This window comes from Micromonospora echinospora, assembly GCF_014203425.1.
Lineage (GTDB): Bacteria > Actinomycetota > Actinomycetes > Mycobacteriales > Micromonosporaceae > Micromonospora > Micromonospora echinospora_A.
The window spans coordinates 924,640-949,896 of sequence record NZ_JACHJC010000001.1 but is presented as its reverse complement, the minus strand read 5'-3'; the positions used below and the strand labels follow the sequence as shown (position 1 = coordinate 949,896).

Annotated in this window: 28 protein-coding genes; 10 read left to right on the top strand and 18 right to left on the bottom strand. The window is 73.4% G+C overall.

Annotated elements, in window-relative coordinates; genetic code table 11:
* The first annotated feature begins 109 nt into the window (after positions 1-109).
* Both FHU28_RS04560 and FHU28_RS04555 read left to right on the top strand, forming a co-directional pair.
* Positions 110-2,011 (top strand): hypothetical protein, encoded by a 1,902-nt coding sequence (locus FHU28_RS04560; protein ID WP_184681192.1) that lies wholly within the window; start codon positions 110-112, stop codon positions 2,009-2,011.
* Positions 2,012-2,200: 189 nt separating this feature from the next.
* The gene (locus FHU28_RS04555; RefSeq protein WP_184681190.1) at positions 2,201-4,030 is read left to right on the top strand and encodes a DEAD/DEAH box helicase; all 1,830 of its coding nucleotides are present in this window, start codon (positions 2,201-2,203) and stop codon (positions 4,028-4,030) included.
* 79 nt (positions 4,031-4,109) lie between these two features.
* Here the strand turns inward: FHU28_RS04555 and FHU28_RS04550 are convergent, their stop codons facing one another.
* The gene (locus FHU28_RS04550) at positions 4,110-4,331 is read right to left on the bottom strand and encodes a hypothetical protein (RefSeq protein ID WP_184681188.1); all 222 of its coding nucleotides are present in this window, start codon (positions 4,329-4,331) and stop codon (positions 4,110-4,112) included.
* The gene (locus tag FHU28_RS04545; RefSeq protein ID WP_184681186.1) at positions 4,324-4,575 is read right to left on the bottom strand and encodes a flavin reductase; all 252 of its coding nucleotides are present in this window, start codon (positions 4,573-4,575) and stop codon (positions 4,324-4,326) included. Before FHU28_RS04545 ends, FHU28_RS04550 begins: the two co-directional genes overlap by 8 nt.
* Positions 4,576-4,760: 185 nt before the next feature.
* Between FHU28_RS04545 and FHU28_RS04540 the strand changes: the two genes are divergently transcribed.
* The 3 genes from FHU28_RS04540 to FHU28_RS04530 all read left to right on the top strand — a co-directional run bounded on the left by FHU28_RS04540 (position 4,761) and on the right by FHU28_RS04530 (position 5,926).
* Positions 4,761-4,976: a hypothetical protein gene (locus FHU28_RS04540; RefSeq protein WP_116503418.1), complete on the top strand. Its 216-nt coding sequence runs from the start codon at positions 4,761-4,763 to the stop codon at positions 4,974-4,976.
* A gap of 44 nt (positions 4,977-5,020) precedes the next feature.
* Complete coding sequence (locus FHU28_RS04535; protein ID WP_041798756.1) at positions 5,021-5,230, top strand: helix-turn-helix transcriptional regulator; 210 nt, start codon at positions 5,021-5,023, stop codon at positions 5,228-5,230.
* A gap of 75 nt (positions 5,231-5,305) precedes the next feature.
* A complete protein-coding gene (locus FHU28_RS04530) occupies positions 5,306-5,926 on the top strand; it encodes a putative glycolipid-binding domain-containing protein (protein ID WP_116511077.1) in 621 nt (206 codons plus the stop codon).
* Between the two features lie 30 nt (positions 5,927-5,956).
* On the opposite strand, the gene cds1 is transcribed toward FHU28_RS04530, so the two are convergent.
* Genes cds1 through FHU28_RS04515 form a run of 3 tightly spaced genes read right to left on the bottom strand, consistent with a single transcriptional unit; the run spans position 5,957 to position 8,402 of the window.
* Entirely contained in the window at positions 5,957-7,048 is a 1,092-nt protein-coding gene (cds1, locus tag FHU28_RS04525; RefSeq protein ID WP_184681184.1) for an L-cysteine desulfhydrase Cds1, read from the bottom strand.
* Between the two features lie 10 nt (positions 7,049-7,058).
* Positions 7,059-7,901: an SDR family NAD(P)-dependent oxidoreductase gene (locus tag FHU28_RS04520; protein ID WP_184681182.1), complete on the bottom strand. Its 843-nt coding sequence runs from the start codon at positions 7,899-7,901 to the stop codon at positions 7,059-7,061.
* Positions 7,902-7,943: 42 nt separating this feature from the next.
* On the bottom strand, positions 7,944-8,402 hold the full coding sequence (locus FHU28_RS04515) for an Lrp/AsnC family transcriptional regulator (protein WP_073826456.1): 459 nt from the start codon (positions 8,400-8,402) through the stop codon (positions 7,944-7,946).
* A gap of 269 nt (positions 8,403-8,671) precedes the next feature.
* Here FHU28_RS04515 and FHU28_RS04510 point away from each other — a divergent pair, with 269 nt between their 5' ends.
* Entirely contained in the window at positions 8,672-8,938 is a 267-nt protein-coding gene (locus tag FHU28_RS04510) for a BldC family transcriptional regulator (RefSeq protein WP_013473529.1), read from the top strand.
* A gap of 57 nt (positions 8,939-8,995) precedes the next feature.
* Here the strand turns inward: FHU28_RS04510 and FHU28_RS04505 are convergent, their stop codons facing one another.
* Positions 8,996-9,640 (bottom strand): UbiX family flavin prenyltransferase, encoded by a 645-nt coding sequence (locus FHU28_RS04505; protein ID WP_073826460.1) that lies wholly within the window; start codon positions 9,638-9,640, stop codon positions 8,996-8,998.
* A gap of 145 nt (positions 9,641-9,785) precedes the next feature.
* On the opposite strand from FHU28_RS04505, the gene FHU28_RS04500 reads away from it, so the two are divergent.
* Complete coding sequence (locus tag FHU28_RS04500; RefSeq protein ID WP_184681181.1) at positions 9,786-10,751, top strand: terpene synthase family protein; 966 nt, start codon at positions 9,786-9,788, stop codon at positions 10,749-10,751.
* Between the two features lie 13 nt (positions 10,752-10,764).
* Here FHU28_RS04500 and mqnP read toward each other — a convergent pair whose 3' ends face one another.
* The 3 genes from mqnP to FHU28_RS04485 form a co-directional block, all read right to left on the bottom strand.
* Complete coding sequence (mqnP, locus tag FHU28_RS04495; protein WP_184681179.1) at positions 10,765-11,670, bottom strand: menaquinone biosynthesis prenyltransferase MqnP; 906 nt, start codon at positions 11,668-11,670, stop codon at positions 10,765-10,767.
* The gene (locus tag FHU28_RS04490; RefSeq protein WP_184681177.1) at positions 11,670-13,127 is read right to left on the bottom strand and encodes a menaquinone biosynthesis decarboxylase; all 1,458 of its coding nucleotides are present in this window, start codon (positions 13,125-13,127) and stop codon (positions 11,670-11,672) included. The genes mqnP and FHU28_RS04490 overlap by 1 nt, the downstream gene beginning before the upstream one ends.
* A 93-nt stretch (positions 13,128-13,220) precedes the next feature.
* Positions 13,221-13,775, bottom strand: coding sequence for a carboxymuconolactone decarboxylase family protein (locus FHU28_RS04485; protein WP_184681175.1), 555 nt, complete (start codon positions 13,773-13,775; stop codon positions 13,221-13,223).
* 63 nt (positions 13,776-13,838) lie between these two features.
* On the opposite strand from FHU28_RS04485, the gene FHU28_RS04480 reads away from it, so the two are divergent.
* The gene (locus FHU28_RS04480) at positions 13,839-14,309 is read left to right on the top strand and encodes a MarR family winged helix-turn-helix transcriptional regulator (RefSeq protein ID WP_184681173.1); all 471 of its coding nucleotides are present in this window, start codon (positions 13,839-13,841) and stop codon (positions 14,307-14,309) included.
* A gap of 7 nt (positions 14,310-14,316) precedes the next feature.
* On the opposite strand, the gene FHU28_RS04475 is transcribed toward FHU28_RS04480, so the two are convergent.
* Entirely contained in the window at positions 14,317-15,798 is a 1,482-nt protein-coding gene (locus tag FHU28_RS04475; RefSeq protein WP_184681171.1) for an ATP-binding protein, read from the bottom strand.
* Positions 15,799-15,893: 95 nt separating this feature from the next.
* Here FHU28_RS04475 and FHU28_RS04470 point away from each other — a divergent pair, with 95 nt between their 5' ends.
* Positions 15,894-16,118, top strand: a complete 225-nt coding sequence (locus FHU28_RS04470) for a hypothetical protein (protein WP_184681169.1) — start codon at positions 15,894-15,896, stop codon at positions 16,116-16,118.
* Here the strand turns inward: FHU28_RS04470 and ccsB are convergent.
* From ccsB to hemL, 6 genes are read right to left on the bottom strand one after another with little or no spacing between them, the layout of a single operon-like run.
* Positions 16,084-17,061, bottom strand: a complete 978-nt coding sequence (gene ccsB / locus FHU28_RS04465) for a c-type cytochrome biogenesis protein CcsB (RefSeq protein ID WP_184681167.1) — start codon at positions 17,059-17,061, stop codon at positions 16,084-16,086. The genes FHU28_RS04470 and ccsB overlap by 35 nt on opposite strands.
* Entirely contained in the window at positions 17,061-18,677 is a 1,617-nt protein-coding gene (resB, locus tag FHU28_RS04460) for a cytochrome c biogenesis protein ResB (protein ID WP_184681164.1), read from the bottom strand. Before resB ends, ccsB begins: the two co-directional genes overlap by 1 nt.
* Positions 18,677-19,567, bottom strand: coding sequence for a cytochrome c biogenesis CcdA family protein (locus tag FHU28_RS04455; protein WP_184681162.1), 891 nt, complete (start codon positions 19,565-19,567; stop codon positions 18,677-18,679). The genes resB and FHU28_RS04455 overlap by 1 nt, the downstream gene beginning before the upstream one ends.
* The gene (locus FHU28_RS04450) at positions 19,567-20,142 is read right to left on the bottom strand and encodes a TlpA family protein disulfide reductase (protein ID WP_184681160.1); all 576 of its coding nucleotides are present in this window, start codon (positions 20,140-20,142) and stop codon (positions 19,567-19,569) included. The genes FHU28_RS04455 and FHU28_RS04450 overlap by 1 nt, the downstream gene beginning before the upstream one ends.
* Positions 20,142-20,789 (bottom strand): histidine phosphatase family protein, encoded by a 648-nt coding sequence (locus FHU28_RS04445; RefSeq protein WP_184681158.1) that lies wholly within the window; start codon positions 20,787-20,789, stop codon positions 20,142-20,144. Before FHU28_RS04445 ends, FHU28_RS04450 begins: the two co-directional genes overlap by 1 nt.
* Positions 20,790-20,792: 3 nt before the next feature.
* Entirely contained in the window at positions 20,793-22,130 is a 1,338-nt protein-coding gene (hemL, locus tag FHU28_RS04440; protein WP_184681156.1) for a glutamate-1-semialdehyde 2,1-aminomutase, read from the bottom strand.
* A gap of 144 nt (positions 22,131-22,274) precedes the next feature.
* On the opposite strand from hemL, the gene FHU28_RS04435 reads away from it, so the two are divergent.
* Entirely contained in the window at positions 22,275-22,607 is a 333-nt protein-coding gene (locus tag FHU28_RS04435; RefSeq protein WP_174536628.1) for an STAS domain-containing protein, read from the top strand.
* Positions 22,608-22,687: 80 nt separating this feature from the next.
* Here FHU28_RS04435 and FHU28_RS04430 read toward each other — a convergent pair whose 3' ends face one another.
* Complete coding sequence (locus FHU28_RS04430; protein ID WP_184681154.1) at positions 22,688-24,280, bottom strand: ABC transporter permease; 1,593 nt, start codon at positions 24,278-24,280, stop codon at positions 22,688-22,690.
* Positions 24,277-25,221 carry an ABC transporter ATP-binding protein gene (locus FHU28_RS04425; protein WP_184681152.1) on the bottom strand — a complete coding sequence of 315 codons (945 nt, stop codon included), beginning with the start codon at positions 25,219-25,221 and terminating at the stop codon, positions 24,277-24,279. The genes FHU28_RS04430 and FHU28_RS04425 overlap by 4 nt, the downstream gene beginning before the upstream one ends.
* Positions 25,222-25,257: the final 36 nt, after the last annotated feature.

Genomic DNA, 25,257 nt, shown 5'->3' with positions numbered 1-25,257 from the left:
CCCAACCCGCACTCCGGCTGTGCTCCCGGGCCGGAATATGGCACGGTGAGATCCAGGCACTTTCGGCCGGCGCCACGGTCGGGGGCGAGCGTGGGTGCGGAGGGGCGAGATGGGCGAGCACGAGGTTCCGGCGGAGAAGGTCCACCCGGGACCGACGCCCGACGCCGCCGGCCCGGCCGACGACAGCCCGGCAGCGTCCCGCCCCGGGCCGGTGGCCGTCGCGCGGGCACGGGTGACCGTCGCCGGTTCGGCCGTGCCGCCACCCGCCGGTGACGAGCGGCCGGCGCCGCCGTCCAGCCCCACCACGTACCGCGCGGGCGCACCGGCCGACGCCGTGCCGCCGCTGGACCGGCGTCTCCCCGGCGCGACAGTGCCCCCGTCGACCTGGTCCGCCTTCGCCGTGGCCGAACGCCCGGCGACGCCCGAGCCGGCCGCCACGCCGGAGGCCCCCGCCGCCACGAGCGCACCCTCCCCGGGCGGCCCAGCGGCTGGAATCCCGGCCCCCCGCGTCTCCGGTTCCGCCCGGGTGCCCGCGCCCGCTCCGGCGGCCCCCAACGGCTCGCCTGCCCCGGCCGTTCCGCCTGCCGCGGCCGCTCCGGCCGCCCCGCCTCTGGCTGGCGAGTCCACTCCGCCGGGCGCGCCCGCATCCGCAGGCGGCGAGACGCCGGTCGAGGACGCCGCCAACGGGGATGCGGTCGCGACGGACGACCGGCCGGACCGCGACGCCGCGCCGGGCCGTCCGGAGAGCGCGGCCGGGAACACCTCCACCGGCTCACGGGGCGGCACCCCGGCAGCCGGGTCTGCCGACTCCGGCACCGCGTCCCCCGCCCCCGCCCTCGTCGAGCAACCCGCCGAGCCGGTCGCGGCGCCGTCCGCGAAGCCCGCCGGGCTCGGTGCCGCGCCGTCCGCGAAGCCCGCCGCGCCAGGCAGCGTGGGGCACGCCCGGGCCAGCGCCGCGGTACCCGGCCTGAGCCGGGTGTCCGCGGACGAGATCGCCGCCTCGGTGGTGTCCGCTCCCGCCGCCGCGACGGTCTACCGGGCGGGTCCGGTGAACCCGGAGCCGCCGGAGCCCGCCCAGCCGCCGGAGCCCGCGCAGCCCCCTGCCCCGCACGGTCCGGAGCCCGAGCCGGCGCCGACCCCGGTACCGGGCCCGACCCCGCCGTCGCCCGCGCCGCCGGAGCCGGAGCCGGAGCCGCCGTTCCGGCCGACGCCACCCGTGCCCGCGCCGCCCGCACCGGCGCCCGCCCCACCGGGGCCGGTTCCGCCGGTACCCGGGCCGCCGGTGCCGCCGCCCGGACCCGCGGTGCCCCCGCCGCCGCCCCCACCGGGTCCGATGCCCGCGCCCCCGTTCCCGCCGCCACCGGCGATGACCGCCGCGGCGAACCCGCTGCCCGCGCCGCTGTTCCCCGCGCCGCCGGCCACCACGGGCCGGCCGTCGTTCGCGACGCCGCCGGCCACCGCGGGCCCGCCGTCGTTCGCCACGCCGTCGGCCGGCTCGGCGGTGCCGCCGCCCGCGCCCACCACGCCCTTCCCGTCCACGCCAGGCCCGCTGTCCGGGCCCGGCACTCCGGCGCCCTCCGCCGAGTCGCGTCCGGCGTGGGCGGCCGCGCCCGTCTCCGCCCCGCCGCCGCCCGCGGTGCCGGCGCCGGCGCTGCCGACCTGGCCGCCGCCGGCCACGCCGGCCCGCGACGCCGACACGACCCGTCCGGTACGCCCGCAGGCCGGCAGCACGGACCTCGCCGGCACCACGTACGGCGGCGGGACGGACGGCCCGGGGTTCGCCACCGTGTCGTTCCCGCAGGGCAACCCGCTGGAGAACTCCGGATCGCTGACCGGGCACATCCTGGCTCAGGGCTGGTCCGAGGACAGCCCGGCCGCCCGGGGCGGCAACACCAAGGTGATCATCGTGCTGGCGGTCGCGCTGACCATGCTCATCGCGATCAGCCTGCTCGTGGTCTTCCTGGCCAACGACGCGCTCAGCGGCCTGACCGGGACGATGCTGATCGAGTGACAGGGGTGAGCCCGCCCACTACCGCATCGCGTTGCCCTGGCGGAGTCGGCGATGCGCCGTACACTTGTCTCTGATTACTGACCCGGCGCGCCCAGAGTGTGCGCCCATGGGCGATCTTGCTGGTGATTCGGCGGCGTGACAGGCCGCGGCGGGCCATCGCGAAGATGCGCCCCGCTCGAGAGGCATTTCTTGACCACGTTCGCTGAATCCAGCACGTCCCCGTCCGTCGACCTGAACTCCGACGCCGTCGACTTCGCGTCGCTCGGCCTGCCCCGGCAGCTCGTCGAGGTGCTCGCCCGGCAGGGCATCACCGCCCCGTTCGAGATCCAGCGGGCCACCCTGCCCGACTCGCTCGCGGGACGCGACGTACTCGGCCGGGGCCAGACCGGCTCCGGCAAGACGCTCGCCTTCGGCCTGCCGGTGATCGCCCGGCTCGCCGACCGCAACCGGGCCCGGCCGCTGCACCCCCGCGCCCTCGTCATGGTCCCCACCCGCGAACTGGCCATGCAGGTCAACGACGCGCTGGTGCCGCTCGGCAAGTCGGTGGGCGTGTTCCTGAAGACCGCCGTCGGCGGCGTGCCGTACGACCGGCAGATCGACGCGCTGCGCCGGGGCGTGGAGATCGTCGTGGCGACGCCGGGACGGCTCGGCGACCTGATCGAGCGCGGCGTCTGCCGGCTCGACGACGTCGAGATCACCGTTCTGGACGAGGCCGACCAGATGGCCGACATGGGCTTCCTGCCCGAGGTCACCAAGCTCCTGGCGAAGACCCCGGCGGACGCGCAGCGCCTGCTGTTTTCGGCCACTCTGGACAACGACGTCGACTCGCTCGTCAAGCGGTTCATGACCGACCCGGTCACCCACTCGACCGCACCGGCCACCGCCGCCGTGTCCACCATGGATCACCACATGCTGCTGATCCCGCCGCACGACAAGTTCGCGGTCGCGGCGTCCATCGCCGCCCGTGAGGGCCGCACCATGCTGTTCGCCCGTACGCAGCTCGGCGTGGACCGGCTGGTCGAGCAGCTCGCCGCCGTCGGCGTGCGGGCCGGTGGGCTGCACGGCGGCAAGACGCAGCGCATGCGTACCAAGACGCTCGCCGAGTTCCGCGAGGGCCGCACGCCCGTGCTGGTCGCGACCGACGTGGCGGCCCGGGGCATCCACGTCGACGGCGTCTCGCTGGTGCTGCACGTGGACCCGCCGAAGGACCCGAAGGACTACCTGCACCGGGCCGGCCGTACCGCCCGGGCCGGCGAGTCGGGCGCGGTGGCGACCCTGGTGCTGCCCAAGCAGCGCCGCACCACACTGGCCATGATGGAGAAGGCGGGCGTCGAGCCGGCCGAGGCCCGGGTCCGGGCGGGCGACGAGACGCTGGCCGAGTTGACCGGCGCGCGCGAGCCCAGCGGCGTACCGGTGCGGGACGAGCCGGAGCCGCGACGCGGCGGCCCGCGCCGCTTCGGCGACCGTGACGGCCGGGGCTTCGACCGGGGCGGCCGGGGCGGCTTCTCCGACCGTGGCGAGCGCCGGTTCGGCGATCGTGACGGCCGGGGCGAGCGCCGCTACGGCGACCGGCCCGCGGGCGAGCGGTCCGGCGACCGGCCCGCGGACCGCGGCGGTGACCGCCGGTTCGGCGACCGGCCGGCGGGCGAGCGCTACTCGGGCGAGCGGTCCGGCGGCGGCGAGCGCCGCTTCGGGCGGCCGGAGCGGCGCGACGACCGGAGCTTCGGTGACCGCGGCGAGCGCTTCGGCGAGCGCGCCGACCGCCCGTTCGGGGACCGGCACCGGCCGGCGACCGGGGGCGGGTACGACCGCGACGAGCGGCGGAACGACGACCGGCCGAGCGGTTCGCGCGGCTTCGGCGACCGTCGCCAGGAGGACCGCCCGCACGCCGAGCGGCGTTTCGGTGACCGGGGCGACGCGCGCCCGGCCGAGCGCCGGAGCGGCGGTTTCCGGGCCGAGGGGCGGGGCCGGGACGACCGGCGCGGCTTCGGCGGGCGCCCGCCGGCACGTACCCACTGATCTGAGCGCACCCACTGCCGCCGCCGAGCACCTGCTCGGCGGCGGCAGTGCGTCTGCAGGTCAAGGGCCCGGTGGCGTTCTAGCCGCGCGGTGCGAGAACGGGATACCGCCGGGTCGGCTCATTCAACATCGACAGCCGGTGACGAGGCTGCCAGTCGGGCGGCGGCGTCGGGATGGCCTTGTCGATGGTCTGCCGGAGGCTGCGCCGAGCGGACCGGCCCCACGACCAGGCGACCCAGCAGCCGAACGCCTGGGCGATGACGGCGGCCAACAGCAAACCGGTGCCGATCGGGTCAGACATTGCGCACCGACCGCAGCCAGCCGATGAACCGGATGTGCATCTCGGCGGGATCCGGCGGCTTGGAGTAGAGCCTGGCCAGGTCATCGGTCGCCTGCCGCATGAGGGCGGCCAGATCGACGGCGAGGTTACGCCGGTCGTGCTTGTAGTCAGCGACCAACTCGACCTTGGCGTTCTCGCACGGCCAGTTGAGCAGGTCTGCCGTACAGACCCAAAGGGGTTTCAGCGGAGCGTGGCGCTGGGTCACTCGGGGCCTCCTGCATGGGTCGACTTCCAGGTGGCACCCCGGTCCGCCGCGAACTCGCCACCGGACGGGGGCCTAATCCATCAGATCGCCCACCTGCCCCCCTGGCAACATTGACGGGCCCACGTGGGTGGGGTTATTTGTTCGCGTCACCATAGACGGGATAGCCCGCTCCTACCTTCGAAGTCGTGACCAAGGAGACGGGACCGGGCGAACTTGTCGCGGCCGGTGAGATCTTGACGATGCTCGGCGTGGGCAGATCGAGGTTTCGCGAGATCCGGCGGCATCCCGCATTCCCCGCGCCGTATCAAGAGCTGTCGGTCGGCGCGATCTGGCTGAAGCGGGACGTGGAGCGGTACATCCGAGAGCACCGGCCGCCCCGGCCGGCGGACGACGACGAGTAGCACGACGAGGCATGATCAGGACGTCTCGTGCCTCCTTTCGGCGTGTGAGACGACCACGCCTGTACGGGCCCGGCGAGCTGGCCGCCCTGTTCGGCGTATCGCGTCAGCGGGTCCTGCAGATCACCCGTCGCCCCGGGTTCCCCGAGCCGCTCGCCCGGCTGATCGGCATGAACGTCTGGGACGCGGACGAGGTCGACGAGTGGGCCCGCCACAACCGGCCGCCCCGCCCCACCGAGGGCGACGAGCAGGGGTAGTCGGTGGCCCTCCGGGCGGCGGCGGCGTTCGCGCATCCGCTGCCGCTGGCCGCCGGGTCGCGTAACGTCCGGACCATGCCGAAGTCGCTCTTCTGGGCCCGGACCGACACCGCCGGCTCCGAGCACGTCGTGCTCGACGGCGGGCAGGGGCTGACCGCGCAGGGCGTGGCACTCGCCGTGGACCCGATCCCGTACACCTGCCGTTACCGCCTGGCGCTCGCGCCCGACTGGTCGACGAGCCGGCTGGAGGTCGAGGCCGAGGGCGCCGGCTGGTCGCGGAGCGTACGCCTGGAGCGGGGTCAGGACGGCTGGCGCGTGCGTACCGGCGAGGAGGGTGACCTGGACGCGGCGCTGAGCGCGGCGGGCCACCCACCGGCGGGGCTGCCGGGCACCGACGACCCGGGCCGGCTGGACGACGCGCTCGACATCGACCTGGGCGGGTCGCCGCTGACGAACACGATGCCGATCCGCCGGATCGGGCTGGGGCGGCTGCCCGCCGACATGGCGACGGCGGTGACTGTGGCCTGGGTGCTGCTGCCCGGCCTGGCGGTGATTCCGGCCGAGCAGGTCTACACCTCGCTCGGCCCGGGCCGGGTCCGGTACGCCAGCGGCACGTTCACGGCCGACCTGGAGGTCGACCCGGAGGGTTTCGTGGTGCGCTACCCGGGGCTGGCCGAGCGGGTCGACCCGCGCTGACCGCCCGCCGCCGAAAAGCCAGGGCTCCGCTCAGGCGGGCCAGGCGCCGTCGGTCAGGAACCGGTCGACGGTGGCCAGGTGCGGGGCGAGGTCGAGGCCCTGCGCGACCACCCACTCGTCGGAGTAGTAGGTGTCGCTGTACCGGTCGCCCGGGTCGCAGATCAGCGTGACCACCGAGCCGGTACGTCCGTCCGCCAGCATCTGGGCGATCAGCCCGAACGCGCCCCACAGGTTGGTGCCGGTGGAGCCGCCCACGCGGCGGCCGAGCACCGCCGAGCCGGCCCGCATCGCGGCGAGCGACGCGGCGTCCGGCACCTGGACCATCCGGTCCACCACGCCGGGCAGGAAGGACGCCTCGACGGTCGGCCGCCCGATGCCCTCGATCCGCGAGCCACGGTCGGTGCACACCGACCAGTCACCGGCCTGCCAGGCGGGGTAGAACGCGGAGTTCTCCGGGTCCACCACGCAGAGTTTGGTGGGCAGCCGGCGGTAGCGGGCGTAGCGGCCGATGGTGGCGCTGGTGCCGCCGGTGCCGGCGCCGACCACGATCCAGGCGGGCACCGGGTGCCGTTCGAGCGCGAGCTGGGCGTAGATCGACTCGGCGATGTTGTTGTTGCCCCGCCAGTCGGTGGCCCGCTCGGCGTACGTGAACTGGTCCATGAACCGGCCGCCGGTGTCCTCGGCGAGCCAGCGCGCCTCCACCACCACCTTCGCCGGGTCCTGGACGAGGTGGCAGCGCCCGCCCTGGAACTCGATCTGGGCGATCTTCTCCGGCGAGGTGGAGGCGGGCATGACCGCGATGAACGGCAGTCCGAGCATCCGGGCGAAGTACGCCTCGGAGACCGCCGTCGAGCCGGACGACGCCTCGACGATCGTGGTGTCCGGGCCGATCCAGCCGTTGCAGAGCCCGTAGAGGAACAGCGAGCGCGCCAGCCGGTGCTTGAGCGACCCGGTGGGGTGCACCGACTCGTCCTTGAGGTAGAGGTCGATCCCCCAGTCCCGGGGCAGCGGAAAGGGCAGCAGGTGGGTGTCGGCGGAGCGGTTGGCGTCCGCCTCGACAGCGGCGATCGCCTCGGTCACCCAGCGCCGGCTGGCCTCGTCGCACCGGTCGAGATGAGTCACGTCGGCAACGTTACAAGCGAGGTGGGCTCGGGTTTCCCCGGACCCGGCGAGCCTGCCGCCGCTGACCGGCCCGGCCGGTGGCCCGGATCACCGGCGTGAGGGCCAGGGCGAGCCGGGGGAAGGCGTCGAGCAGCCGTACCTGCGCGCCGCGCCAGCGCGGCAGGCTGACCACCGGCCGGGGCCGGCGGGCCAGCCGGACGGCTCGCGCGGCCACCCGCTCCGGCGTCAGCAGCGCGCCGGTGAATGACGCCAGCGCACCCGGGTCGTCCAGCTTGTCGTGCAGCATCGGCGTCCAGATCCCGTCCGGGCACAGGCACGACACGTGTACGCCCCGGACGCCGGCCATCCGCAGGTCGCTCAACGTGCCGAGGCTGAACGCGAGCAGGGCGTGCTTGCTGGCCGCGTACACCGTCTCGCCGGGCGCGGCGATCAGCCCGGCCAGCGAGACGACGTTGAGCACGTGGCCGCGGCCCTGTTCGCGCATCACCGCGACGGCGGCGAGCGTGCCGTTCATCGCGCCGAGCGCGTTCACCTCGACCACCGAGCGGCGTCGTGCGGCGTCGTGCTCCCAGGACGGGCCGGTGACCAGGACGCCGGCGTTGTTCACCCACAGTCCCAGGCCACCGGGCGCGGCCGCCGCCTCGGCGGCGACGTCCGCGCAGGCGGATTCGTCGCGTACGTCGAGCGGGCGGGACCAGCCACCGAGCGGCGCGGCGGCGGTCTGCACGGCCCCGGCGTCGACGTCGGTGAGCAGCACGTTCCACCCGTCGGCGTGCAGCGCGGCGGCAATCGCCCGGCCCAGCCCACCGGCCGCGCCGGTCACCACTGCGGCACCCCGCCCTGAGCTCGTCATCGGCGCACGGTAACCGCAACCCCCGCCCCGGGGCCAGAGGCGTCAGGTGGTGGGGAGTTCCAGCGGCTGAGGGCGGTTCTCCCACTTGGTCGACAGCGCGATGCTGGTACGGGTGGACGCCACACCCGCCGTCCGGTTCAGCCGGACGATCAGCTGCTCCAGCTCGGCGATCGTGCCGACCCGCGCCTTGAGCAGGAACGACTCGACACCGGCCATGAAGTAGCAGGACTCGATCTCGGGGATGCGGCGGAACGACTCCAGCACGTCGTCGGTGTCCGCGTCGGAGTCCTCGACGATGCCGATCAGCGCGGTGACGCCGAGCCCGATCGACTCCGGCTCGACCTCGGCCCGGTACGCCCGGATGACGCCGCTGGACTCCAGCTTGCCGACCCGCTCGTGCACGGCCGGGGCGGAGAGGCCGACCTGACGGGCCAGCTCGGCGTACGACAGGCGGGCGTTGCCCCGCAGCAACTCCACGAGGCTCAGGTCGATCGTGTCCACGGAGAGTGACCCTATCCGCTCGACGGCGACCTGACACGGCGGGCACCGGATGCCCCGTGAGGTACGGTCGCCTATCACAAACGTGCGGTCACGGGGGTTCTCCGCCGGTACCATTTCCTAACTTCCCAGTGTGTGCGTTTTTCGCGTTTGGCGGACACGTCCGGTAGCCGGTGCTGTAATTGCCATACGTCCCTCATGACGGCTCTGGGCTCGCACCGGCCGGGGGCAGTGTGTTCAGCCGGGGGCTTCGTCGACGCGAGGAGGGGGCTGTGGACACTGGAGATCGCCTGCTGACACCGGGTGAGGTCGCTGCGCTGTTTCGGGTTGACCCGAAAACCGTGACCAGATGGGCAGCGGCCGGCCGGATCGGCAGTATCCGGACTCCAGGAGGGCACCGCCGGTTTCGGGAATCCGAGGTGCGGGCCCTGCTCGAGGGGGAGGGCATGCTGGACGAGGCGGAGGACATGGGCAAGGCCCGCAACATGGGCCCGACCGCTTCCACCGGCCCCGGCCCGGCGAACGCCGGCATGTACTGAACGGGCGGGGCGCGGTCCGATCGAGGCCGCGCCCCGCTCGTCGTACGCCGGGTCCGGTCAGGCCGGGCCGGGTTCCCGGCGACCGGCGGCCAGCTCGCCGGCCCACCGCCGGAACAGCGTGTGCGGGACGCCCAGCGCGTCCAGCACTTTGCCGGCCACGAAGTCCACGAGTTGCCCGGCGGAGGCCGCCGCCCCGGCGCCGTAGAAGCCCGGGCTGGCCGGCAGCACCACGGCTCCGGCGTCGTGCAGCGCGATGAGGTGCTCGAGGTGGCTGCGGGTCACCGGGGTCTCCCGGGGCACCACCACGACCGGACGGCGCTCCTTGAGGTTCACCTCGGCGGCACGCTGGAGCAGATCCTTGGAGAGCCCGATGGCGATGCCGGCGCACGCGGCGGTGCTGGCCGGCACCACCGCCATCCCGCGTACCCGGTAGGAACCGCTGCTCGGGCCGGCGGCCAGGTCACCGGCGGGCCAGTGCCGCACGTCCGCGCCGGTGAGGTCGCGGTCGAGCCAGGCGGCCAGGTCCTCGGCCCAGTGCCCGTCCCGGAAGGGCCGGCCGGTCTCGTCCAGCACTGTCAGCCGGGCCGCCCGGGACACGATCAGGTCCACCGCCTGGCCGGCGTCGAGCAGTGCCCGGACGACCGCCGCCGCGTACGGCGTGCCCGAGGCCCCGGAGACACCCACCACCCATGGTTCGCGCATGTCCTCAAGCGTGCCTGGTCGCCGCGGGCGACGGGCGACGACCCCCGTTCGGGCGGCCTGCCCGGGATGTCCAGTGGGTTCACGGAGCTTCCCTCGACGTGAAATTCTTCGATCGGCAAATCCACTTCCGTGGGAAGGGCCGGTGATGACGGCGGCGGTGCTGCGGGCGCTGCGCTCCGACTGCCCCATCACGCCCCGCATCTCCCCGTACGCGGACGACGTGCAGGGCTGGCTGGTGGAGCTGGTCGACCGGCTCGGCCTGCCACCCGACCCGGTCACCCGGCGGCGGCTGGCGCGGGCCGGGTTCGCCCGGTACGCCGGCCGCCTCTACCCGGACGCCACCGAGGCGGACCTGCGGGTGCTGACCGCGCTGTTCACCTGGTTCTTCCTGGTCGACGACGCCTGCGACGGGCGGGACGGGCTGGCGCCGGGGCAGATCCGCGCGTTGCGCGACGGCGCGCTCGCGTTGCTGCGCGAGGGGCCGCGAGCCCGCCATCCGGGCTTCTCCGGCCCGCTGCGCCGCCTCCTGGTGCAGGCGTGGCGCGAGCCCCGCCGCCGGATGCCGGCACGTTGGCGGCTGCGCTTCGCCGACGCGGTCGCCAACCACCTCGACGGCGTCCACCGGGAGGCCGCCGCCACCGGGTCCGGCCGTCCACCGGGCGTCGCCGAGTACGTGCGGCTGCGCCGGGCCACCTCGGCGGCGTACGTGTCGTACCCGCTCATCGAGTTCGCGTCCGGACGCCCGCTGCCCGACGCGGTCTACCACCACCCGGCGCTGCGGCGGCTCGCCGACCTCGCCAACGACCTGCTCTCCTGGTTCAACGACATCGCCTCGCTGGAGCGCGACCACGCCACCGGCGGCGGGCACAACCTGGTGCTGGCGGTGGCCGCCGAGCGGGCCGTGCTGCTGCCGGCGGCGGTCGACCTGGTGGCCGGGCACTGGCGGGCCGAGATGGACCGCTTCACCGCGCTCCGGGCAGCGGCGCCGTCGTTCGGGCCGACGCTCGACGACGCCGTCGCCATCCACCTCGACGGCCTGGCCGCCGCCGTTCGCGGCACCGTGGACTGGACGCTGGAGAGCGCCCGCTACCCGGTCACCCCGGCGTCCTGACCGGCGACCCGGGTCAGGGGCGCAGGCCGAGCCGGACCACCAGGTCGAGCAGCGCGAGGACGAACAACGCGATACCGACGAAGCCGTTGGCGGTGAAGAACGCCCGGTTGACCTTGCTCAGGTCGGTGGGGCTGACCACCATGTGCTGGTAGGCGAAGGCGACAGCGGTCAGCGCCAGCCCGATCCACCACAGCCAGCCGAAGCCGACCCACGCGCCGAACCAGACGAACAACGCGAACGTCACCACGTGCGCGACCGTCGAGGCGTGCAGCGCGAAGCGCAGCCCGTACCGGGCGGGGACGCTGTGCACTCCGATCTCCCGGTCCACGTCGGCGTCCTGGCAGGCGTAGATCAGGTCGAAGCCGCCGATCCAGAGGCCGACGGCGGCGCCGAGCAGCCAGGCCGGGCCGGAGCCGTCGAGCGTGCCGGTGACCGCCAGCCAGGCGCCGACCGGGCCGACCGCCTGCGCCACCGCGAGGATGGCGTGCGGCCAGTTGGTGAACCGCTTGCCGTACGGGTAGACGATGAGCGGCACCACGGCGAGCGGCGCGAGCACCAGGCAGAGCGGGTTGAGCAGGGCGGCGGCGGCCAGGAACACCACGAGCGCGACGGCCGCGCCGGTCCAGGCCGTGCGCACGCTCACCGCCCCGGTGACCAGTTCCCGGTTCGCGGTACGCGGGTTCCGCGCGTCGATCCGCCGGTCGAGGATGCGGTTCGCGGCCATGGCGAACGTCCGCGCGCCGACCATCGCCACCGTGATCAGCAGCAGGTCGAGCCAGTCCACCCGCCCGCCGTTGAGCTGCATGGCGGTGAGCGCCGACAGGTACGCGAACGGCAGCGCGAAGACCGAGTGCTCGATGGCGACGAGCTTGAGGAAGGACGCGACCCGGCCGGGCCGTTCCTGTACCGCCGCCGTCATCAGATCCCGTATTCCTTCCAGCGCTTGTCCACCAGCGAGACCACCTCGGGCGACATCCGCATCTCCTCCGGCCAGCCCCGGGTGTAGCCCTCCTCGGGCAGCTTGCGGGTCGCGTCGATGCCGGCCTTGCCACCCCAGAACTGCTGGTACGAGGCGTGGTCGAGGTGGTCCACCGGCCCTTCGGTGAGCAGCAGGTCGCGGGCGTAGTCGACGTTGCCGAAGGCGCGGAACGCGACCTCGTTGTAGTCGTGCACGTCGCAGTCCTCGTCCACGATCACGATCAGCTTGGTCAGCGACATCATGTGCGCGCCCCAGATCGCGTTCATGACCTTCTGCGCGTGCTTCGGGTAGCGCTTGCGGATCGACACGATCGCGCAGTTGTGGAACACACCGGCGGCGGGCAGGTCGTAGTCGACGATGTCCGGGATCAGGAAGCGCAGCAGCGGCGCGAAGATCCGCTCGGTGGCCTTGCCGAGGCCGTGGTCCTCCTGCGGCGGCTGGGACGTGACGATCGAGTGGTAGACCGGGTCGCGCTGCATGGTCATGCACTCGATGTGCATCACCGGGAACGGCTCGACCGGCGTGTAGAAGCCGGTGTGGTCGCCGAACGGGCCCTCGGGAAGCCGCTCGCCCGGCTCGATGTAGCCCTCCAGCACGATCTGCGCGTGCGCCGGCACCTGCAGCGGAACGGTCAGGCAGTCGACCATCTCGACCCGTTCACCGGCGAGGAACCCGGCGAACAGGTACTCGTCGATGTCGGCCGGAAGCGGCGCGCTGGCCGAGTACGCGACCACCGGGTCCGCGCCGATCGCGATAGCCACCGGCAGCCGCTGGCCGAGCCGCTCGGCGACCGCGTGGTGCGCCGTGGAGTTCTTGTGGATCTGCCAGTGCATGCCGATCGTGTTGTGGCTGTGCTGCTGGAGCCGGTAGAGCCCGAGGTTGCGCTTGCCGGTCTCCGGGTGCTTGGTGTGGGTCAGCCCGAAGTTGTGGAAGATCCCGCCGTCGCCGGGCCACACCTGCAACCCGGGCAGCCGGTTCAGGTCGACGTCGTCGCCGCGGTAGACGACCTGCTGGCAGGGAGCGGTCTTGACCTTCTTCGGCGGCATCGACTTGAGCTGCATGACCTTGCCGAGGCCGCCCATCATCCCGGAGAAGCCCTGCGGCAGCTCCGGCTTGAGCATGTCGCCGATCCGCGCGCCGATCTCGTCGAGGTCTTCCACCCCGAGCGCCATCGCCATCCGCTTCTCGGTGCCGAACAGGTTGATCGCCACCGGCATCTCACCCCGGGTGGGACGCTCGAACAGCAGCGCCGGCCCGTCGGCCCGGACGGTGCGGGTGACGATCTCGCTGATCTCCAGCGTGGGGTCGACCGGCGTGCTCACCCGCCGCAGCTCGCCCGCGCGCTCCAGCGCCGCCAGGAAATCCTTGAGATCGGTGTACGGGAAGCGAGCCGCCATGCCGCCATCCTCCCGCACCCTCCTGCGGAGGTAAGGACGGGCCCCCTCTTAACGCCTCCGGTAGAGGAGGGGCCCCTTCTTAACACCCGCAGCTCAGGCCGCCGGCGTCCAGGCGTACGCGGCCAGCGGCGCGTCGAGCGGCGCCTCGGTGAGCCGGTTCGCGAACGTGGAGATGGTGTACGTGCCGACGCCGAGCACCACGTCCAGCGCGTGCCGGGGCTGCCATCCGGCGGCGAGCAGCGCGTCCAGGTCGGCGTCGGGGACCGCGCCCCGGTGGTCGAGCACGGCCACGGTGAACCGGCGCAGCGCCTCCAGCCGGGGATCGGGCAGCGTCGTACCGGTCCGCAGCGCCTCGATCAGCTCGGGCGCGGCGGCGTGCCGGACGAGCGTCGCGGTGTGCATCGCCACGCAGAGGTGGCAGCAGTTGCGGGTGGCGACGGTGAGCACCACCACCTCCCGGGCGACCGGGTCGAGGTCGGTGGCCTCGAACGCGGCGTTGGCGGCGAGGAAGCCCTTGAGCAGTTCGGGCGAGCCGGCCATCAGGCCGACGGCGGCGGGCAGGTGACCCAGCGTGCGGCGTACGCCGGCCATGACCGGGCGGGCGGCGGCAGGCGCGGTGTCCGGCTCGTACGCGGTGAAGCGGGACATGACTGTGCCCCTCTCGTAAGATGGTCAACGTGGTTGACGAAATAGTAAACGTGGTTGTCGAACATGGCAACGCCTGACCGCCCCGGCTTCGCGCTGCCGCTGCTCCTGCTCGCCGGCTTCCGTACGCTCGTCGACGACCTGCACGCCGAGCTGGCCCGCCAGGGGCACCCCGAGCTGCGCCCGGCCCACGGCTTCGTCCTCCAGGCCGTCGGCCCGGCCGGCACCACCGCCTCCGACCTCGGCCAGCGCCTCGGCGTCTCCAAGCAGGCCGCAGGCAAGACGGTGGACCGGCTGGTCGCGCTCGGCTACCTGGAACGCGTGGACGACCCCGGCGACGCCCGCCGCAAGCTGGTCCGGACGACCGCGAAGGGCCGCGACGGGCTGCACCGCTCGGCGGTGGTCTTCGACGAGCTACGCGACCGCTGGGCGGCCACGCTCGGCGCGGACCGGGTCGCCGCCATCGAGGACGACCTGCGCCGGATGGTCCCCGCCGACGTGTTCCGCCTCGACGTCCCCGGCTGGTTCGGCGGCTGAGGCCCGCTCAGCGCCGGTAGAGGCGAGCCGGGTCGACAAGCACCACGTCCGGCCGTCCGTCGGCGGTGTCGACGAGATCGTCATCGAAGCCGTGGCCGCTCGCCAGCAGCAGCCGTGCCCCGGACGCGTCGAAGCCGGGTCGCCGTACCAGCACGGCGCGGATCCGCTCCAGCCGCTGGAGGTCGGCCCGACCAAGCCGACGGCCCCACTTCACCTCACCGATCGCCAGCAGCGGGCGGGGGCCGTCGCCCGAGGGCGGCTCTCCCATCGCGACCAGGTCGAGTTCGTGACGCGTCCGGGTGTCCGAATCGGTCAGCGTCGCGGCGCTCACCTCGGCGACGTGCCCACCGAGCAACTCCGGTTCGGCGAAGCGCAGCGACCACTGCCGCACGATCTCCTCGAACCGGGGCCCGAGAACCGCGCTGGCGTAGCGACGCTGCGAGCGACGCCAGACGTCGGGGCCGCGCCGCTGCTCCAGAGCCGTCCACGCCGGGCGCATCACGGCCTGGTAGAAGGTGATCAACGGCTCGGTGATCCGGTAACTGCTACGACCGCTGCGCAACGGATCGGGCTCACGCAGCAGCAGTCCGGCATCCTCCAGCACGGTCAGCGGGTGCTGGAGGTCGGTCGCCTTCCGCCCGATGTAGCCGGCGATGCCGCCACGACTGGCGTTCCCTTCCGCGACGGCGGCGAGAACCGAGTGGTACAGCGCCGTGTCCCGTAGGTCCGGGTCCTCGGCCAGCAGGTATCGGGCCTCGCGGAAGAGCGGCCGGGCCGGGTTCAGGACGGTACGCACGATCCACGCGTCGAAGTCGTCCGGCCCGGCCGGAGTGTCGTCCTGCACATACTCCCGGCGGTAAGCCGGCGTGCCGCCGACGACGGAGAAGACGCGCACCGCGAGCAGCGGGTCGTCGATCTCCCAGAAGGCCGCCGCGGCGCGGAAGTCCAGTGGCTGCACGGGCAGCTCCAGCCCGGCGCGCCCGCGCAGCGGCGCCGACCCGGCGAGCAGTCCTCCCATGAAGGACAGCGCCGAGCCGCACAACAACAACCGCGCCCGGGACCCGGTCCGTTCCGGACGCCCCGGTGTCAGCGCATGCTGGATGATCGACGGCAGGTCACGCGCCGCCCGCACCAGGTACGGAAACTCGTCGAGGACGACAGTGACGGGACGGTCCCGTCCCAGCGCGAGCAACGCGTCGACCGCCGCGGCCCAGTCCGGCAGGTGGACGGGTCCCGGCGCCCCGGAGTACGCGCCGAGCGCCTCACCCAGCCGGCGCAGCGATTCCGTCGACGTCGCCTCGGTCGCGCCGAAGTAGAAGCCGCCGCTCGCCTGCGCCAGTTGGTACAGCAGCAGGGTCTTGCCCTGCCTCCGGCGGCCGCTGACCACGCCGAGAGTCGCGCCGGGCCGGTCGTCGGCCACGAACCGGGCGAGTTCGGCCCACTCGACATCCCGGTCGAAGATCTCTGCGGGCTTTCCGAGCAGCGGCATACAGGCTCACACTTCTTATAACTACAGTTCTAAGAAGTGTAGTCCTACGTTCTTCGTCACTGACAGGATCGCCGACGGCGGGTCATCATCGGCGGATGGATGACGCGTACATGGTGGGTGACCCGGACGGCCTCAGCCCGCTCCAAGCAGAGATCCGCGACGCGGTGGCCCGCGAACTGCACTCCCAGTTCGCGCTCCGGGCCGACCGCCTCGAACTGGCCGACCTGCCGGAGGTGGCCTACCAGGTCACGCGCCGGGTGGACGAGGTGCTGAGCGCGCGCCCGGTCACTCCACCCCGGCGTACGAGTGCAGACCGGTGAAGAAGAAGTTCACGCCGAACAGGTTCATCATCACGGTCAGGAAGCCCACGATGGCGATCCAGGTGGCCACGTTGCGCTTCACGCTCGGCGTGGCCCGGGCGTGCAGGTAGCCCGCGTACACCACCCAGGAGATGAACGCCCAGGTCTCCTTGGGGTCCCAGGCCCAGGGGCGACCCCAGGCCGCCTCGGCCCAGATCGCGCCCGCGATCACCGCGAAGGTGAAGATCGGGAACGAGAAGGCGTGCAGGGTGAAGGTCAACCGCTCCAGCCCGGCCGCCTCCGGAAGGCGGCGGGCCAGGGTGTACGGGAAACTGCGGCGACCCTGCTCCCAGCCGGCCCGCATCAGGTACGCGGCAGCGGGCACCACGCCCAGCAGGAAGATGCCCGAGGCGAAGATGATCGTCGAGACGTGGATGATGAACCACCACGACTGCAGCGCCGGCATCAGCGGCTCGATCGGCACGTAGAGCTTCAGCTCGGCGAACGCCAGCAGCAGCACCATCACCAGCGTCAGGAACAGCCCGAGCCGGCGCAGCCACGGCTGCTTCCAGAGCACGACGAGCCAGGCCGCCATCCCGATCCAGGTGCCGGTCAGCACGAACTCGTACATGTTGCCCCAGGGCATCCGGTCGGCGGCGACGCCCCGCGTGACCACCGCGCCCAGGTGCAGCGCGGCGGCGAGCACTGTGAGCCAGCCGGCGATCCGGCCGGCCAGCACGGCCCGCGCGGCGGAGCGGTCCGGCCGCGGCGGCGTGCCCGGGACGACCGGCTCGTCGACGGTGCCGCCGGCCCCGCCGACGCCCGCGCCGACAAGCTCCCTCGCCGGTGCGGCCGCGGGAGCCTTCCGCGCGTTGCCCAGCGCGAACTCCACGGCGTGGCTGATCATCGCGATCAGGTACACCAGGATCGCGTACGCGACCAGCTGGTCGGAGAGTGCGGACATCACTCGTCTCCTTCTCGCGCCCGCCGCGCGTCCGGCGCGTCGCCGCTCACCGCGGCGACGAGCTGCGCGAACTCGTCGGCGAACCCTGGGTGCTCGGTGCGCGGCAGCCCACCGGCCTCCACCAAACTACTACCGCCCGTCGGAGATCCACCCTCCGGGGGCGAAACCCGGAACCACACCCGGCGACGCCGGGCGAACAGCGAGCCCATCAGGCCCAGCAGCAGCGTGCCGCTGGCCACCAGCAGCAGCGTCTGCCCGGGCGCGTGCCGGACCGCGAGCGTGATGTACGGCTTGGTGCCGACGAACTCCAGCGTGCTGCCGTCGTCGAGGGTCCACTTCTCCCCCGGCCGCAGCAGCTTGGTGCCGATCTCCTTGAGCTTGCCGTCGTCGATCTGCCGCCGGTCCAGCGCGTAGACCGAGCCGGGGATGCCGGCGTCCATGCCGAGGTTCCCCCGGTACGCGGTCAGGTTCACCATCGGGTTCCGCTCGGCCGGATACTGCGACGCCACGTACGGCGCGCTCTCCGGCCCCGTGGGCAGGTAGAGCCCGTCGAAGGCGATCTGCTGGTCCGGGGCCCGCGCGCCGGTCTTCGGGTCGACGTTGGCGTCCGGGAAGATCGCCACGCCCTCCTCGGTCGCGTTGGAGTCGCCGGTACGCAGGAACGGCGCGTCGCTGGTCTGGCTACGGCCGTACTTGTCGGTGTACTTCAGCAGCGGCGCGTAGCCGTTGCCGAGCAGGTAGACGTTCGCCGAGCCGAGCCGCAGCGGCGAGTTGACCGAGAAACCGGCGGTCCGCTCCGCGCCGCCCGGCTCGTCCACCGTGACGGTGGCCCAGTAGCGGGACGCCAGCCCGGACGGCAGGTAGTCGGCCTCGAACTTCTCCAGCGTCAGGCAGAACGGCGGCAGGTCGGAGCTGTCCACGCGCGGGCCGAGCGACGCCTCGGCGTACTGCTGGCGGGTGTTGCAGAACGCGTTGTCCTCGCCGGCGACCAGGATGCGGTTGCCGTGCCAGCCGTACCAGGAACCGAGCGCCACCCCGAGCAGGACGGCGACCAGCGACACGTGGAAGAGCAGGTTGCCGGTCTCCTTGAGGTAGCCCTTCTCGGCGGAGACCTCGTTGCCGCGCACGGTGACCCGCCACCGGCGGCGGCGCAGCACCGCCGCGATCGCCTCGGGATCGGCGGCGGCCGGGGCCTCCAGCACCGCGTGCTGGGGCAGCCGCTCGAGCCGCTTCGGCGCGGCCGGCGGCTTCATCCGCAGCGCGCGGACGTGGTCGCGGGCCCGGGGCAGGATGCAGCCGATCAGCGAGGTGAACAGCAGCAGGTAGATCGCGGAGAACCAGGCCGACCCGAAGACCTCGAACGCGCCGATCTGGTCCAGCCGGGGCGCGAGGTCGGGGTGGTCGACGAACCACTGGTTGACTCGTTCGGGGTTGACGCCGCGCTGCGGCAGCACCGAGCCGGGGATGGCCGCGACGGCGAGCAGGAACAGCAGGATCAACGCGGTACGCATGCTGGTGAGCTGCCGCCACGAGTTGCGCAGCAGGGCCAGCACCGGATTGACCCGCCGGGGCGCCTGCGCCGGAGGGGTCGACGGCCGGTCGTCAACGGTCGTCATCAGATGCTCACCTCGCCCACGCCCACGTTCGTCTGCAACCAGATCACCACGTTCACCCAGCCGCCGGTGATCAGCGCCAGGCCGATCGCGATCAGCAGGGCGCCACCGATACGAGTGACCCAGCGACTGTTGCGCCGGACTGCACGGAACACCCCGAGCAGGCGCTGGAAGCCCAGCCCGAAGACGACGAACGGTATCCCCAGCCCCAGGCAGTACGCCACGGCGAGCACCACGGCCCGGTCGGTCCCGCCCTCGGTGGCCGCCATGCCGAGCACCGCGCCGAGCGTGGGGCCGGTACAGGGCAGCCAGCTGAGCGCGAAGACCGCGCCGAGCACCGGCGCGCCGAGCAGCCCGGCGGAGGGCAGCCAGCGGATCCGGAACTCCCGCTGCATTCCGGGAATCACCCCGAGGTAGCCGAGCCCGAGCACCACCACGAGCGCGCCGATGACGATCTCCAGCGTGCGCTCGTACCGGAAGAAGAGCTTGCCGACGCCGGAGAAGAGGATCGCGGTGGCGACGAACACGACTGTGAAGCCGGCGATGAACAGCAGCGTGCCGGCGAGCACGCGGCCCTTGACGGCCGCGGTGGTCCGCTGCGGCGCCGCCCGCTCGGCGACGCCCACGCCACCCCCGCCGCCGCCACCCGCGGTGCCGCTCGCGCCGGCGCCGCTGTTAACAAGGGGCCCTTCCTCTACCGGAGGCGTTAACAGGGGGCCCTTCCTTACACCCTCCAGGTCGGCGCCGGCCAGGCCGGTCACGTACGACAGGTACCCGGGCATGAGCGGGAGCACGCACGGGGACAGGAAGCTGACCAGACCGGCCAGGGCCGCCGCGCCGACCGCGAAGAGCAGCGGTCCGGACTCGGCGAGCTGGCGGAACGTCTCGCCCATCAGCGAGCGCCGTTCGGCGCCGGCGACTCGGCGGCGATCTTCTCGACGATCGGCCGCAGCTCGTCGCGGGTGACGGCCCGGCGGATCACCACGGCGATCCGGCCCTCGCGGTCGAGCACGACAGTCGCCGGGGTGGTGTTCGGCGGGATGTCGAAGTTGAGCGCCTGCCGGCTGGCCGGGTCGAAGATGCTCGGGTACGTGACCCGGCCCTCCTCGAAGGCGAGCGCCTTGTCCTTGCTGTCCTGCACGTTGATGCCGAGGAACGACACGCCGGAGCCCTTGGTGGCCTGGTAGGTGTCCTCCAGGTCGTCGGCCTCGGCGCGGCAGGGCGCGCACCAGGAGCCCCAGAAGTTGACCACGACGACCTGGCCGCGGTCCCGGGAGATGTCGTAGCCGCCGCCGGTGAGCAGCTCACCGCTGACCTTCGGCGTCTTCGAGCGCTGGCCCGGCTCGCACGTGACGACCGAACCATCGGCCGCGCAACGGCTCTCCTCGCTGCCGGAGGTGCAGCCGACCAGCGCCGTACCGGCGGTGACGGCGGCGAGCAGGGCGGCGGCGAGCCTCCGGGTGAGCATCAGGCCCCCTTGGCCGTCCGGGCGGTCGGCGAGATCGAGACGAGGTGGGCGGCCGGCTCGGAGTACCCGATACCGACGATCTTGGCGCCGTCGAAGTGGAACGAGGTGAGGCTGGCCAGGCCGCACTGGCGGCGGCGCGGGTCGTGCCAGAGCCGCTTGCGCTCGACGTGCCGGCGCAGCGTCCAGATCGGGAGCTGGTGCGACACCAGCACCGCCTCGCGGCCCTCGGCGGCGACGCGGGCGGCGTGCAGCGCGGCGAACATGCGCTCGGCGATGACCCGGTACGCCTCACCCCAGGACGGGGTCACCGGGTCGCGCAGCACCCACCAGTTGCGCGGGTCACGGAACGAGCCGTCACCGGGCGAGACCTTCTTGCCCTCGAACCAGTTCGCGCTCTCGATCAGCCGTTCGTCGACGCCGACGGAGAGGCCGAACTGGGCCGCGATCGGCTCGGCGGTCTGCTGGGCGCGTTCCAGCGGGCTGGCCACGACGTGCACCACGGTCCGGTCGGCGAGCGCCTGCGCCGCCGCCTTGGCCATCTGCACGCCCAGCTCGGAGAGGCGGAACCCGGGCAGACGGCCGTAGAGGATGCCGTCCGGGTTGTGCACCTCGCCGTGCCGCAGCACGTGCACCACGGTCTCCGCCATTGGTTACCCCCCGTGTCCTGCCGCTGCCGCCGCCCGCGCCGCCACCGGCAGGGCGGCGGAGATCTGCTCCCACGCGGCGTCGTCGATCGCTGTCGAGACGAACCACGACTCGAACGCGCTCGGCGGCAGGTAGACGCCACCGGCGAGCATCGCGTGGAAGAACGCCTTGAACGCCGGCACCACCTGGGTGCGGGCGCTGTCGTAGTCACGCACGTCCGCGTCGGTGAAGAAGACCGAGAACATGTTGCCCGCGGTGGAGAGGCGGTGCGGCACACCGGCCGCGGACAGCGCCTCGGTGGTGAGCTTGCCCAGCGCGGCGGAGGTCTCGTCGAGCCGCCGGTAGAGCGCGTCGTCGGCCAGCCGCAGCGTGGCCAGTCCGGCCGCGCAGGCCAGCGGGTTACCGGAGAGCGTCCCGGCCTGGTAGACCGGGCCGGCCGGGGCGAGCTTCGCCATGATCTCCGCGCGCCCGCCGAACGCCGCGGCGGGCAGGCCCCCACCCATGACCTTCCCGTACGTCCACAGGTCCGCGTCCGACGGGTCGAGGCCGTGCCATCCGGCGCGGGAGACCCGGAACCCGGTCATCACCTCGTCGACGATGAGCAGCGCGCCGTGCGCGTGCGCGATCCGGGCCAGTTCGGCGTTGAAGCCGTCCCGGGGCGCGATCACGCCCATGTTGCCGGCGGCGGCCTCGGTGATGATCGCGGCGATGTGCGGGCCCTGGGCGGCGAACGCCTCCTCGACCGCGCGCAGGTCGTTGTACGGCAGCACGATCGTGTCGCCGGCCGCCGCCCCGGTCACGCCGGGCGAGTCGGGCAGGCCGAACGTGGCCACGCCGGAGCCGGCGGCGGCGAGCAGCGCGTCCGAGTGGCCGTGGTAGCAGCCGGCGAACTTGATGATCTTGGCGCGGCCGGTGAAGCCGCGGGCCAGCCGGATCGCCGACATGGTCGCCTCGGTGCCGGAGTTGACCAGGCGCACCTGCTCCACCGGCGTCCGCGCGACGATCTCCTCGGCCAGGTCCACCTCGCCCGGCGTGGGCGTGCCGAAGCTCGTGCCCAGCGCGGCGGCCTCACGTAGCGCCTCCACCACTGCCGGGTGCGCGTGGCCGAGGATGAGCGGGCCCCAGGAGCAGACCAGGTCGACGTACCGACGACCGTCGGCGTCGAAGAGCCAGGGACCCTCCCCCCGGACCATGAAGCGCGGGGTGCCGCCGACGGCACGGAACGCGCGCACGGGGGAGTTCACCCCGCCGGGCACGAGGGCCTTGGCGCGGTCGAACAGGGCCTCGGAGGCCGGGGCGTCGGCCGGGTAGCGGCCGGATCCGGCGGAAAGCGTCTCGGTCACGATGGGCCCATTGTGTCAGCGTCGGAGTACTGCCTGGCACGCACCCCGCGACGGGGGTTACCAGGCTCACCCCGGTGAGCGGCGGCAGGCCGCCCGCGATCCGCTCGACAGGCCCGATGGTCGAGATCGCGATAGGCTGACCGGGTGGATCGTGCCGAACTGTCCATCACCGTACAGCGGACCGGTGACGAAGCCGTGCTTCGTCTGGCCGGTGAGATCGACATGCTCACGGCCGCCCAGCTCTCGACGGTGGTCAACGAGGTGCTGGCGGATCCGCCCCCGCGCATCGTGCTCGACCTCGCCGGGGTCACGTTCTGCGACTCGCAGGGCCTCGGCACGCTCGTGGTGCTCAGCCGCAAGGCCAGTCACGCGCGCAGCCTGCTGATGCTCAGCAACGTCGGCGACTTCCTGATCCGCGTCCTGGACATCACCGGCCTGCGCAGCGCCCTGATGATCCGCAACGAAGCCACCCCCTGACCTCGCGATCTTGCACTTGCGGCCCTCCGCTCGGGTGATTCACACCCTTTGTCGGGGCCACAAGTGCAAGATCAACGCCGCTAGAGGACGGGGAGGTCGCGGCGGCGGAAGGTGAGCAGGCCGGTTGTGGCCAGGGTCACCGCCAGGGCGGTCAGGACGTAGAGCGGGGTGGGGGTCCAGGCGTCGCGGAGCACCTGCGGGGTGTGCGTGAACGGGGACAGGTCCAGCAGCCACTGGTCCAGCTCCAGCACCGCGCCGAGCTGCCCGAGCAGCACGCAGACCGCCAGCACCGCCCAGGTGGCCGGCGCGAGCCGGGGCAGCAGACCGTAGAGCAGCACGGCGAGCCCGGCCAGCACCCACACCGCAGGCGCCTGGGTCAGGCCCGCGGCGAGCATCCGGCCCAGTTGCCGGGGCACATCGCCGGTGCTCAGGCCGTACGTCAGGCCGGTGGCCAGCCCGGTCACCGCGAGCACCACCACCGGGCCGAGCAGCGCGAACGTCACGTGCGAGAGCAGCCAGGTCGAGCGGCGGGTGCCGGTGGCGAGCACCGGCTCCGCGTGCCCGGCGGACTCCTCGGCGCGCATCCGCAGCGCGGCCTGGATGCCGTAACCGGCGGCGGCCAGCCCGGCCAGGCTCAGCGTCACGCCCAGGTACGCGTCGGCCATGCCGGACGCCCCGCCGAGCCGGGCCACGATCTCCTCCATCCGCGGGTTCCCCTCGACGGACCGGCCGGCCGCCTCGGCCGCGCCCCCGAGAATCAGGCCGAGCAGGCCGAACCCGACCGACCACCAGAGGATCTGCCCCCGGTGCAGCCGCCAGGCCAGGCCGAACGGGCCGGACAGGCCACCACCGGCGGTGGCCGGGCCGAGTCGGGGCGGCAGCACGCCCGCGCCCAGGTCACGACGGACCGAGACCGGGTACGCGAGCGCCGCGAGCAGCGCCGTGGCGGCCAGCGGCAGGAGCAGCACCCACCACCGCTCCCCCTGGTACGGGCGGGCCCGGGCGGCCCAGCCCAGCGGGGAGAGCCAGCTCGGCCAGTCGTTGCTCGCGGTGTCCCCGGCCAGGCGCAGCCCGAACGCGGCGCCCAGACCGGCGAGCCCGATGCCCCGCGCCCCACCGGCGGTCTCGGTCAACTGCGCCGCCAGCCCGCCGAGCGTGGCGAACACGACGCCGGTCAGCACGGTGACGAGCGCGTACGCCACCGAGCCGCCGACCGGCAGCCCGGTCGCGACCAGCCCGGCGGCGGTGAGCAGGCCGAGCAGCAGATCCGCCGCGTACGTGACGAGCAGCGCGGCGGTCAGCCCGGCGTGCCGCCCGAGCACGTTGCCGCCGAGCAGTTCCCGCCGACCGGCCTCCTCCTCGGTGCGGGTGTGCCGGATGACTGTGAGCAGGCTGGCCAGCGCGACGATCAGCAGCAGGAAGCCGCTGCGCTGGGCGGTCAGCCCGCCGACGCTGTCGCCGTAGGCGGGGCCGAGCAGCGCGACGATGGACGGGTTGCGGGCGGTGCCCTCCAGGTACGCGGCCCGCTCGGCGGCGGTCGGGAACAGCTCGAAGAAGCTGGCCGCGTACGTCATCGGCAGCACCGCGAGCACGAGCACCCACAGCGGCAGCAGGAGACGGTCCCGGCGCAGGATCAGCCGGACCAGGTGACGGGTGCCGGTGAGCGTGCTCATGACCGGTCCGCCGTCTCGGGGCGCGCCGCTTCGGAAGAGGACGCCGCGTCGGAGGAGGCCGCCGTCTCGTAGTGCCGCAGGAACAGTTCCTCCAGCGTGGGCGGCGTGCTGACCAGGCTGCGTACCCCCAGTTCGGTGAGCCGGCGCAGCGCGGCGTCGAGCGCCGCGGTGTCGACGTCGAAGCGCACCCGCCGCCCGTCGACCCGCAGGTCGTGTATGCCCGGCAGGTCGGCCAGGCCGTCGAGCGGCGCGGCGACCTCGGCGTCGATGGCGGTGCGGTGCAGGTGGCGCAGGTCGCCGAGCGTGCCGGACTCCACGGCCCGCCCGGCCCGGATGATCGTCACCCGGTCGCAGAGCGCCTCCACCTCGGCCAGGATGTGGCTTGACAGCAGCACGGTGCGCCCGTCGTGGACGGCCCGGCGGACCCAGTGCTGGAAGACCTCCTCCATCAGCGGGTCGAGCCCGGAGGTCGGCTCGTCGAGGATGAGCAGTTCGACGTCGGAGGCGAGCGCGGCGACCAGGCCGACCTTCTGCCGGTTGCCCTTGGAGTAGGTGCGGCCCTTCTTGCGCGGGTCCAGCTCGAACGACTCCAGCAGTTCGGCGCGGCGTTTCGGGTCGAGCCCGCCGCGCATCCGGCCGAGCAGGTCGATGACCTCGCCGCCGCTGAGGTTGGGCCAGAGCGTGACGTCTCCTGGCACGTACGCGAGGCGGCGGTGCAGCGCCACCGCGTTCCGCCAGGGGTCGCCGCCCAGCAGCCGGACGGCCCCCGCGTCCGCCCGCAGCAGGCCGAGCAGCACCCGGATGGTCGTCGACTTGCCGGAGCCGTTCGGGCCCAGGAAGCCGTGCACCTCCCCGGTGCGGACGGTCAGGTCGAGCCCGTCGAGAGCCCGGGTGCGGCCGAAGGTCTTCACCAGGCCGGACACATCGATTGCCGTTTCCATAGTTCAGAAGCTACGCTCGTTTCACAAACTTGTGAA